This is a genomic window from Pseudomonas sp. AK-TSAG1-1, from assembly GCF_056821665.1.
Window position 1 is genome coordinate 3,318,283 of sequence record NZ_CM165965.1, and the last position, 11,276, is coordinate 3,329,558.

The 11,276-nt window shown below is 60.9% G+C and carries 7 protein-coding genes; 6 read left to right on the forward strand and 1 reads right to left on the reverse strand.

Translation table 11 applies throughout. The features are described 5' to 3' along the window. Positions 1-149 precede the first annotated feature (149 nt). The 6 genes from mexE to AC1UK9_RS14710 all read left to right on the forward strand — a co-directional run bounded on the left by mexE (position 150) and on the right by AC1UK9_RS14710 (position 10,655). The gene (gene mexE, locus AC1UK9_RS14685) at positions 150-1,403 is read left to right on the forward strand and encodes a multidrug efflux RND transporter periplasmic adaptor subunit MexE (protein ID WP_025109607.1); all 1,254 of its coding nucleotides are present in this window, start codon (positions 150-152) and stop codon (positions 1,401-1,403) included. Between the two features lie 15 nt (positions 1,404-1,418). Then, positions 1,419-4,610, forward strand: coding sequence for an efflux RND transporter permease subunit (locus AC1UK9_RS14690; protein WP_025109606.1), 3,192 nt, complete (start codon positions 1,419-1,421; stop codon positions 4,608-4,610). Further along, the gene (locus AC1UK9_RS14695; RefSeq protein ID WP_473015832.1) at positions 4,607-6,028 is read left to right on the forward strand and encodes an efflux transporter outer membrane subunit; all 1,422 of its coding nucleotides are present in this window, start codon (positions 4,607-4,609) and stop codon (positions 6,026-6,028) included. Before AC1UK9_RS14690 ends, AC1UK9_RS14695 begins: the two co-directional genes overlap by 4 nt. Positions 6,029-6,297: 269 nt before the next feature. Further along, entirely contained in the window at positions 6,298-7,353 is a 1,056-nt protein-coding gene (locus tag AC1UK9_RS14700; RefSeq protein WP_025109604.1) for a tetratricopeptide repeat protein, read from the forward strand. 132 nt (positions 7,354-7,485) lie between these two features. Continuing rightward, a complete protein-coding gene (locus AC1UK9_RS14705) occupies positions 7,486-8,988 on the forward strand; it encodes an ATPase domain-containing protein (RefSeq protein WP_482577790.1) in 1,503 nt (500 codons plus the stop codon). Further along, on the forward strand, positions 8,985-10,655 hold the full coding sequence (locus tag AC1UK9_RS14710) for an ATP-binding protein (RefSeq protein WP_482577791.1): 1,671 nt from the start codon (positions 8,985-8,987) through the stop codon (positions 10,653-10,655). Before AC1UK9_RS14705 ends, AC1UK9_RS14710 begins: the two co-directional genes overlap by 4 nt. Before the next feature lie 200 nt (positions 10,656-10,855). On the opposite strand, the gene AC1UK9_RS14715 is transcribed toward AC1UK9_RS14710, so the two are convergent. Beyond that, entirely contained in the window at positions 10,856-11,233 is a 378-nt protein-coding gene (locus tag AC1UK9_RS14715; RefSeq protein WP_007963558.1) for a response regulator, read from the reverse strand. Between the last annotated feature and the right edge of the window lie 43 nt (positions 11,234-11,276).

Below are 11,276 nucleotides of genomic sequence, written 5' to 3' on the forward strand. Positions count from 1 at the left end.
GATAGCACCCTAACGAAAGGTGCATGCTAGAGGGCTCGAATCGGTCTTATATCATTCCGAATGATAGTTACCTTTGCTTCATTCGATTCGTGCCATCACAGCCCGCCGAGCATCATCCGCCCATCTTCAATACATTGGCGGATGATTCCATGGAACAGTCACTCAAACATTTGCGCTTCCCGTTGGCCCTGTTGGCCGTGCTGGTGATGAGCGCTTGCGGCAAGACTCCGGAGACTGCCGCCACTATGCCCGCTGCCAAAGTCAGCGTGGCCAAGGTGCTGGAACAACCGGTCAACGAGTGGGACGAATTCACCGGGCGCCTCGAAGCGCCGGAAACCGTTGAAATTCGTCCACGGGTCTCCGGCCAGATCGACGAGGTAGCTTTCACCGAAGGTGCACTGGTGAAAAAAGGCGACCTGCTGTTCCAGATCGACCCGCGTCCATTCCAGGCTGAGGTGCGCCGCCTCGAAGCCCTGGTCGCACAATCGCGCGCCAACGCCACCCGCAGTGAAAACGAAGCCGGCCGCGGTGAACGCCTGCGTGCCAGCAACGCCATCTCCGCCGAACTGGCCGACTCGCGCACCAGCGCTGCACAAGAGGCGCGCGCCGCCGTCGGTGCCCTGCAAGCGCAACTTGATCTGGCCAAGCTGAACCTGAGCTTCACCCGTGTCACCGCGCCAATCAGCGGCCGCGTCAGCCGTGCCGAGATCACCGCCGGCAACCTGGTGACCGCCGACACCACACCACTGACCAGCGTGGTTTCCACCGACAAGGTCTACGCCTACTTCGACGCGGATGAGCGGGTGTTCCTCAAATACACTCAACTCGCCCGCAACGGCCAACGCGGTGCCACCACTCCGGTGTACATGGGGCTGTCCAACGAAGACGGCAACCCGCACCTGGGGCAGATGAACTTCGTCGACAACCAGGTCAACCCGAAGACCGGCACCATCCGTGGTCGCGCCGTGTTCGACAACAGCGACGGCACCTACACCCCGGGTCTGTATGCACGACTGAAACTGGTCGGCAGCGGCACCTACAACGCCATGCTGATCAACGACGAAGCGGTCGGTACCGACCTGGGCAAGAAGTTCGTGCTGGTAATGGATGCGGACAACAAGACCGCATACCGCGCCGTTGAACTCGGTCCGAAGATCGAAGGCCTGCGCATCGTGCGCACCGGGCTGAACAAGGACGACACGATCATCGTCAAGGGCCTGCAGCGGGTACGTCCGGGTTCGCCGGTGACCCCTGAAGTGATCCCGATGGCCAGCGAGCAGACCATTGCCGCCCTGGCCCAACAACGACAAGCGCTGGAAGCCAGCAACCTGCCCAAAGTCGCACCTGCCAAAGGCGCGCCGGGATCGGTTGTGAAGCTTGCCGCTGCGACCCCACGCGGTTAAGGGACGATAACTCCGATGAATTTTTCCCAATTCTTCATTTCACGGCCGATCTTCGCAGCGGTGCTGTCGCTGTTGATCCTGATCGCCGGTGCGATCTCGCTGTTCCAGCTGCCGATCAGCGAATACCCGGAAGTCGTGCCACCCACTGTGGTGGTGCGTGCCAACTTCCCGGGCGCCAACCCAAAAGTCATCGGTGAAACCGTGGCCGCTCCGCTGGAGCAAGCCATCACCGGCGTCGAGAACATGCTGTACATGTCCTCGCAGTCCACCGCTGACGGCAAGATAACCCTGACCATCACCTTCGCTCTGGGCACCGACCTGGACAACGCGCAGGTGCAGGTGCAGAACCGGGTGACCCGTACCGAGCCGAAACTTCCCGAAGAAGTGACGCGCATCGGTATCACCGTCGACAAGGCGTCGCCCGACCTGACCATGGTTGTGCACTTGACCTCGCCGGACAAACGCTACGACATGCTCTACCTGTCCAACTACGCAATCCTCAATATCAAGGATGAGTTGGCGCGTCTGGGCGGTGTCGGTGACGTGCAACTGTTCGGTATGGGCGACTACTCGCTGCGGGTCTGGCTCGATCCGAACAAGACCGCTTCGCGCAACCTGACCGCCACCGATGTGGTGACGGCGATTCGTGAACAGAACCGTCAGGTCGCTGCCGGTCAGTTGGGCGCGCCCCCTGCCCCGAATGCCCAGAGCTTCCAGCTGTCGGTCAACACGCAAGGCCGTCTGGTCTCCGAGGAAGAGTTCGAGAACATCATCATTCGCGCAGGCGATAACGGTGAGATCACGCGCCTCAAGGACATCGCCCGCGTCGAACTGGGTTCCAGCCAATACGCCCTGCGTTCGTTGCTGAACAATCAGCCGGCGGTAGCGATCCCGATCTTCCAGCGTCCAGGCTCCAACGCCATCCAGATCTCGAACGAAGTTCGCGGCAAGATGGAAGAGCTGAAGAAAAGCTTCCCGCAAGGCATGGACTACAGCATCGTCTATGACCCGACGATCTTCGTGCGCGGTTCGATCGAGGCGGTGGTTCACACCCTCTTCGAAGCATTGATCCTTGTGGTGCTGGTGGTGATTCTGTTCCTGCAGACGTGGCGCGCCTCGATCATTCCGTTGGTGGCGGTGCCGGTATCGTTGATCGGTACGTTTGCGGTGATGCACCTGTTCGGCTTCTCGCTCAACGCCCTGTCCCTGTTCGGCCTGGTACTGGCGATCGGTATCGTGGTGGACGATGCCATCGTGGTGGTGGAGAACGTCGAACGGAACATCGAGCTGGGACTGACGCCGGTCGAAGCGACCAAGCGCGCCATGCGTGAAGTGACCGGCCCGATCATTGCGACAGCGCTGGTGTTGTGTGCGGTGTTTGTACCGGCGGCGTTCATCTCCGGCCTTACCGGGCAGTTCTACAAGCAGTTCGCGCTGACCATTGCGATCTCGACCGTGATCTCCGCGTTCAACTCGCTGACCCTGTCGCCAGCACTGGCCGCCGTGTTGCTCAAAGGGCATGACGCGCCGAAAGACCGCTTCTCGAAAATCCTCGACAAGATCTTCGGTGGCTGGTTGTTCCGTCCGTTCAACCGCTTCTTTGACAAGGCCAGCCATGGCTACGTCGGTACTGTGCGTCGGGTCATCCGTGGCAGCGGTATCGCCCTGCTGCTGTACGCAGGCCTGATGGTGCTGACGTTCTTCGGTTTCTCCAGCACCCCGACCGGTTTCGTACCGGGCCAGGACAAGCAATACCTGGTGGCTTTCGCGCAATTGCCGGACGCCGCAAGCCTGGATCGCACCGAAGACGTGATCAAGCGTATGTCCGACCTGGCGCTGAAACAGCCAGGCGTGGAAAGCGCCGTAGCGTTCCCGGGCCTGTCGATCAACGGCTTCACCAACAGCCCGAACGCCGGCATCGTGTTCGTGACCCTGAAACCGTTTGACGAGCGTAAAGACCCGAGCATGTCTGCCGGTGCAATCGCCGGCGCCCTGAACGGCCAGTACGCGAACATTCAGGAAGCGTACATGGCGATCTTCCCGCCACCGCCGGTACAAGGTCTGGGCACCATTGGTGGTTTCCGCCTGCAAATCGAAGACCGGGGCAACCTGGGTTACGACGAGCTGTACAAAGAAACCATGAACATCATCACCAAGAGCCGCAGCGTGCCGGAACTGGCCGGGCTGTTCACCAGCTACACCGTGAACGTGCCACAGGTCGATGCCGCCATCGACCGCGAAAAAGCCAAGACCCACGGCGTAGCCGTCAGCGACATCTTCGACACCCTGCAGATCTACCTGGGTTCGCTGTATGCCAACGACTTCAACCGCTTCGGGCGCACCTATCAGGTCAACGTACAGGCTGAGCAACAGTTCCGCCTCGAATCCGACCAGATCGGTCAGCTGAAAGTGCGTAACAACAAGGGCGAAATGATCCCGCTGGCGACCTTCATCAAGGTCAGCGACACCTCGGGTCCGGATCGCGTGATGCACTACAACGGCTTCATCACTGCTGAAATCAACGGTGCCGCTGCGCCCGGCTACAGCTCCGGCCAGGCCGAAAAAGCCATCGAGAAACTGCTCAAGGATGAACTGCCGAACGGCATGACCTACGAGTGGACCGACCTGACCTACCAGCAGATTCTGTCCGGCAACACCGCGCTGTTCGTGTTCCCGCTCTGCGTATTGCTGGCGTTCCTGGTGCTCGCCGCTCAGTACGAAAGCTGGAGCCTGCCACTGGCGGTGATCCTGATCGTACCGATGACTCTGCTGTCGGCCATTACCGGGGTGATCATCTCTGGCGGCGACAACAACATCTTCACCCAGATCGGTCTGATTGTACTGGTGGGCCTGGCCTGTAAGAACGCGATTCTGATCGTCGAGTTCGCCAAGGATAAACAGCTGGAAGGCCTCGATCCGCTGGCTGCGGTACTGGAAGCCTGCCGTCTGCGTCTGCGGCCGATCCTGATGACCTCCTTCGCGTTCATCATGGGTGTGGTGCCACTGGTGTTCTCCAGCGGTGCCGGTGCCGAGATGCGTCATGCGATGGGTGTGGCGGTGTTCTCCGGGATGCTCGGGGTGACGTTCTTCGGTCTGCTGCTGACGCCAGTGTTCTATGTGCTGATTCGTAATTTCGTCGAGCGCGGCGAAGCCCGCAAAGCGGCCAAGGCGCACAATCTTCAAAAGCCACTGGAGGCGCAACAATGAGTCTGAAAGTCTTCCTGCCGAGTCTGCTGGTGCTGGCGCTGAGCGCCTGCGCCGTCGGCCCTGACTACAAGACCCCAGCCACGGAGGCGGCCAATATCACGACCGCCACCGACGGCGCAGCCGGGCAAAAGAACTTCGACCGATCGAAATTCGAAGGCATTTGGTGGCAGCAGTTCGACGATCCGACCCTCAACCAGTTGGTGACCCAATCGCTGCAAGGCAACCGCCAACTGCGTGTGGCTTTCGCTCGCTGGAAAGCCGCCCGGGCGATCCGTGATGACGTCAGCAACGATGCAATGCCGACCATCACCAGCCGCGCCAGCAGCGATCTGGCCAAGGGACAAATCCCCGGCCAGACCACCAAACGGGTCAACAGTGAGCGCTATGACCTGGGACTCGACATGGCGTGGGAAATCGACCTGTTCGGCCGAATTCAGCGCAATCTGGAAGCCAGCGATGCTGACCAGCAAGCAGCCGAAGCCGATCTGTACCAACTGCAAGTCACCATGATTGCCGAACTGGTCGATGCCTACGGCCAACTGCGTGGTGCGCAACTGCGCGAGAAGATCGCGGTGGCCAACCTGGAAAACCAGCAGGAGTCGCGCAAGATCACCATCAGCCTGCGTGATGCCGGGGTGGGCGATCAGCTCGACGTCGAACGCGCCGATGCGCGTCTGGCCTCGGTCGAAGCCAGCGTGCCGCAACTCCAGGCCGAACAGGTTCGACAGAAGAACCGTATCGCCACCCTGCTGGGTGAGCGTCCTGACAAACTGACCGTGGACCTGAGCCCGAAAGACTTGCCGGCCATTGCCAAAGCCTTGCCGATCGGCGACCCGGGCGAACTGCTGCAACGTCGTCCGGACATTCTCAGCGCCGAGCGCAAGCTGGCTTCGGCCACTGCGCGGATCGGCGTGGCCAAGGCCGACCTGTTCCCGCGGGTCAGCCTCAGCGGTTTCCTCGGCTGGACGGCCGGGCGCGGTTCGCAGATCGGCTCCTCGGCGGCCAACGCCTGGGCGCTCGGCCCGAGTATCACCTGGGCGGCGTTCGACCTTGGCAGCGTGCGTGCCCGCCTGCGCGGCGCCGATGCCGATGCCGAAGGCGCACTGGCGACCTACGAGCAACAAGTGCTGCTGGCCCTGGAAGAATCGGAAAACGCCTTTAGCGATTACGGCAAACGTCAGCAACGCCTGATCTCGCTGATCCGCCAGAGTGAATCGAGCCGCAAGGCTGCCGATCTCGCGGAAATCCGCTACCGCGAAGGCACCACTGACTTCCTGGTACTGCTCGACGCTCAGCGCGAACGCCTGAACGCCGAAGACAGCCAGGCCCAGGCCGAAGTCGATCTGTATCGCGGCATCGTCGCGATCTACAAGGCCCTGGGGGGTGGCTGGCAGCCAGAGACAGTCGCCAGCAAGTAAGGATTTTTCAAGCGCTCCTTTGGTTGGCCGCAACCAACCAATTTTTTGCCCCGCGTATCATTCGGTCGCGGGGCTTTTTTGTGCCTGCTTCCCTTGTAGAAGCGAGCCTGCACGCGATAGCGCCGGATCAGTCGATATCCAGACGCACGGGCATACCGTATTCGCGAGCAGACGCGTCCCCACAATTGATCGACTGGCGAATTTGACTCAACGGCCAAGCTGACCGAAGCTTGCCCCTCTGCTAAAGAACACCCGTTCACGGAAATCGCATGCCTCAGTCCCGCCGCTACCTGCTTATCAGCCTTGGCCTTGTACTGCTCATCGTCGTGGCCTGGTTGTCCCTGCGCTCCACCACCCCGGTGGTGCCCGAGGCGATCAAGCGCGGCTACAGCGAAGCCCTCACGGCGGCCCGCTCCGGTCAACCGGGGGCGGCGCGTCAGCTCTATCAACAATTGGCGCGCCCGGACTTGTCGGTCAAGCGCAGCGTCTGGCTGCTGGCCGAGTTGCCCAACTACCCGAGCCCGCAGGCGCTGAAACTGGCCGACGCGCACCTGCAAAACGAGGCACCCGAGGTGCGCCTGGCAGCGATTCAGAGTGTGGTGGGACTGGTGCCCGGCGGACAACGCAGTCTGTTGCTCGGGCCGATGCTGGAGGATGAAGATCAAACCGTGCGTTTTGCCGCGATCAACGCCCTGCTGGGTCTGACGCCGGACGAGCTCGGCCTGTATTTCGCCCCCCTTCAGCAGGCGATCGATGGCTGGGAGCAGGTGCTCACTGGCCAACCGGAAAGCGCCGCCACCTACGCGCAACTGGCGCGTCTGTATCTGCACAACGCTGAACTCAAACAGGCCCAGCAAGCGCTCGACAACACCTTGCGTCTGGAGCCGGGCAACCTGCCGGCGCTGGTGATGCAGATCGATGTCCTCGATCGCCAGGGCCAGAGCGACGCTGCCCGCCAGCTGCTCGCGAAACAGTTGCAGGCCCAGCCGGATTCCGCCTACCTGCAGCACGCACTGGGTCTGTGGCTGCTGCACCACGGCCAGCGCGAGTTCGCCCTGCTCGGTTTGTCCAAAGCGGTCGAGCTTGAGCCTGACAACAAGGACTACCGCTACGACCTGGCGACCACCCTGCACGCCGCCGAAGAACTGGAAGCGGCGCAAAAGCAATTGCAGGAAGTCGTGCAGCGCCACCCCGCCGACCGCAAGGCCCGGGTGCTGCTGATCAATTACTGGAAAGAAAGCGGCCAGTTGCAGAACGTGCAGGTTTTGCTGGCGCAACTGGAACAGATGAACCCCGATGACCCGGCTTTGCAACAAGGACTCTAAAACCCCTGGCGAGAGGATTTTCCTCTCGCCAGCAAGAAAAAGCGGAACCGCCATCAAGGCATGGGGTCAAGTAATTCAGGTCGTTCAATTCAGTCAGCGGCCTCGATTCCCCTAGTCATGAGAGGGCATTCTTTGTCTACGTCCAACGAGTTGATCAGTGCAAAAGCCGCCACCGGCATCACCGGCCTGGATGACATCCTCGCCGGCGGACTGTCCCGGGGCCATGTGTTTTTGCTCGAGGGTGAACCCGGCACAGGCAAGACCACCGTCGCGTTGCATTTTCTGTTGGCCGGCGCCCGTGCCGGTGAACGCTGTCTGTACATCACGCTGTCGGAAACCGAGCGTGAGCTGCGCCAGGGCGCACGGTCCCACGGTTGGGAACTGAACGAAAACATCGAAATCTTCGAGCTGACCCCGCCGGAAAGTCTGCTCAACGCCGAGCATCAGCAAAGCCTGCTGTACTCCTCCGATCTGGAGCTGGGCGAAGCCACCAAGCAGATTTTCGAAGTGGTCGAGCGCTTCAAGCCGACCCGCGTGGTGCTTGACAGCCTGTCGGAGATTCGCCTGCTGGCGCAGAGCTCGCTGCGTTATCGTCGGCAGATTCTGGCGATCAAACATTACTTCGTGCGTTATGACGCTACCGTCGTGCTGCTCGACGACCTGACCACCGAGTCCCTCGACAAAACCGTGCACAGCGTGGCCCACGGGGTGATCCGTCTCGAAGAACTGACGCCTAACTATGGCGCCGAGCGCAGACGCATCCGGGTGATCAAGTATCGCGGCCAGAAGTATCGCGGTGGCTTCCACGACTTCACCATCATGGGCGACGGCGTGCATGTGTTCCCGCGCCTGGTGGCCGCCGAACATCGCAGCGACTATCCGCGTCTGCAACTTAGCAGCGGCATCAAGGAAATGGATGCCCTGCTCGGCGGCGGTATCGAGACCGGCTCCAGCACGCTGATTCTCGGCCCGGCGGGGACCGGCAAATCGCTGATCTCGATGATCTTCGCCGCTGCCGCCGTGGCTCGAGGTGAAAAAGCCGCGCTGTTTATCTTCGATGAAGAACTGGGTTTGCTGTTCGAACGCATGAAAAACATCGGCATCGACCTCAAGGCCCTGCAAGCCACCGGCAACCTGCTGATCGAACAAGTGGACGCCGCCGAGCTGTCCCCGGGCGAGTTCTCCCACCGGGTGCGCCGCTGCGTCGACGAACGCAACATCAAGACCGTGGTGATCGACAGTATCAACGGCTATCAGGCCGCGATGCCGGAAGAGAACGCGCTGGTGCTGCACATGCACGAGCTGCTGCTGTACCTCAACCGTAAAGGTGCGGCGACCTTCATGACCGTCGCCCAGCATGGGCTGGTGGGCGACATGCAAGCGCCGGTCGATATCACTTACCTGGCCGACACGGTGATCCTGCTGCGCTATTTCGAAGCCATCGGCAAGGTGCGCCGGGCCATTTCCATCATCAAGAAACGCACCGGCAGCCACGAATCGACGATCCGTGAATACCGCATTTCGAGCCAGGGCATGACGATCGGAGAACCGCTGGAAGCCTTCCAGGGCGTGTTGCGTGGCGTACCCACCTATCTCGGTGCGAGCAATCCACTGTTGCGGGAAGAAACCTTGTGACGGTCACCGTACCGCTGTCGGAACGGGCGCTGATTCTGGCGCCCATGGGTCGTGACAGCCAGGTGGCCCTGATGATTCTCAATGAAGCGGGTTTTGGTGGGGTGATCGCCGCTGATCTCGGTGCCCTGTGCACCGAACTGGAGCCCGGTGCCGGCCTCCTGCTGATTGCTGCGGAAGCCCTGCGCGGACCGGAACTGGAAACGCTGTTGTTGTATCTGGAACAGCAGCCGGCCTGGTCGGATCTGCCGATCGTCCTGCTGACCCACCACGGAGGGCCGGAACAAGGCCCCTCCTCGCGCCTGAGCAAATTGCTGGGCAATGTCACTTTCCTTGAGCGGCCGTTTCACCCCGCGACCCTGATCAGCCTGGTCTCCACCGCACTGCGCGGGCGACGACGACAGTACGAGGCGCGTGACCGCCTGATCGATCTGAGTGAAAGCGAACGTCGCCTGCAATCGACCCTGGAAACCCTTGAACAACAGGTCGAGGAACGCACCGCGCAGCTTCGGCACAATGAAGAAGCGTTGCGCCAGTCGCAGAAAATGGAAGCGGTCGGCCAGCTCACCGGCGGCATCGCCCACGACTTCAACAACATGCTGACCGGGATCATCGGCAGCCTCGAACTGCTGCGCCGCCGGCTGGCTCGCGGACGCACCGAAGACCTCGACAGCCTGATTGATCTGGGCGTGACCTCAGCCAACCGCGCTGCCGGTCTGACTCACCGTTTGCTGGCCTTTTCCCGCCGGCAATCGCTGGATTCCAAAGCCGTGCAGATGAACACGCTAGTGCTGTCGATGGGCGAGTTGCTGCAACGCAGCCTCAACGAAAGCATCCAGTTGGACATGCGCCTGAACGACAAACTGTGGGTAGCCGAAGCCGACCCCAATCAACTGGAAAGCGCCCTGCTCAACCTGGTGCTCAACGCCCGCGACGCGATGCCAGATGGCGGCAAACTGGTGGTCGAGACCAGTAACCATGTGCTTGCACCGGAGTTCACCGAGGCCTACAGCAACCTCGAACCCGGCGATTATGTGATGCTCAGCGTCACTGATAACGGCAGTGGCATGCCGCAGAGCGTGATCAACCGCGCGTTCGATCCCTTTTTCACCACCAAGCCGATCGGCCAGGGCACCGGGCTGGGCTTGTCGATGATTTATGGCTTCAGCAAACAGTCCCGTGGCCATGTCTCGATCGACAGCGAAATTGATCAGGGCACCACGGTCAAACTGTACCTGCCACGTTTTCGTGGCGAAGAACTGGACCAGCCGGTATCCGATATCCAGCAGGCCCCGGACGCGCTGGATGGCGAAACCGTGCTGATTGTCGAAGACGATCCCGCCGTCCGCGTACTGGTCAGCGCGGTGCTCAGCGAGTTGGGTTATGCGTTTGTCGAGGCCAGCGATGCCGACGGCGCGGTGCCAATCCTCAACTCGGCGCAGCGCATTGATCTGCTGATCAGTGACGTCGGCCTGCCCGGCATGAACGGCCGCCAACTGGCAGAAATCGGCCGGCAATACCGACCGGGGCTGAAAGTACTGTTCATCACCGGTTATGCCGAGCACGCAGCGGTACGCGGTGGGTTTCTCGACCCGGGGATGCAGATGATCACCAAGCCGTTCACGTTCGATCTGCTGACGGCGAAAGTGCGCGAAATGATCCGTGCATGACATTTACTGGCCAAACCCGACGCAGTTATCTGTCAACTCTGACAGCTATTTAGCAACGCAAGTCAGCGCTTAATCTCCTGAAGGTACATCGCCCCGTTATCCGGGGCGTATCTCACTGGGGGAGCACAGACAATGAAATGCGTGATCCTGCGGCGTCCATCCGCTCTATCACTGAATCAGTTGATCCCATGACAGCGTTATCAGGCTAGCAGCTCCTGAATCTTTTCCTGCAAAACGTCCAGATCGAACGGTTTTTCCAGGATCGGCGCCTTCTGCGTGATCGGGCTGCCGGTCTCGCGGATTTCCTGCGGATAGCCGCTGATGAAAATCACCTTCAGGTCGGGGCGCAGCTTTACCGCTGGTTCGGCGATCTGCACGCCGGAGATACCGCCCGGCAAGCGAAAATCGGTGATCAACATGTCCAGATGCGGCTTGCTCGCGAGAATCTCGAACGCCTGCTCGCCGTTTTCGGCCTGCAACACGCGATACCCCTGCCCTGACAAATAATCGGTCAGGACCATCAAGATAACCGGTTCGTCCTCGACGACGAGTACTACATCTTGTGCATCTACGCTCATGGGAAGCCTTTGTTCGGTCAATAGCTGCTGATACGACCGTGCG

Coding starts and splice junctions, on each gene's coding strand:
- mexE (WP_025109607.1), top strand. CDS start 150: ATGGAACAGTCACTCAAACATTTGCGCTTCCCGTTGGCCCTGTTGGCC.
- AC1UK9_RS14690 (WP_025109606.1), top strand. CDS start 1,419: ATGAATTTTTCCCAATTCTTCATTTCACGGCCGATCTTCGCAGCGGTG.
- AC1UK9_RS14695 (WP_473015832.1), top strand. CDS start 4,607: ATGAGTCTGAAAGTCTTCCTGCCGAGTCTGCTGGTGCTGGCGCTGAGC.
- AC1UK9_RS14700 (WP_025109604.1), top strand. CDS start 6,298: ATGCCTCAGTCCCGCCGCTACCTGCTTATCAGCCTTGGCCTTGTACTG.
- AC1UK9_RS14715 (WP_007963558.1), bottom strand. CDS start 11,233: ATGAGCGTAGATGCACAAGATGTAGTACTCGTCGTCGAGGACGAACCG.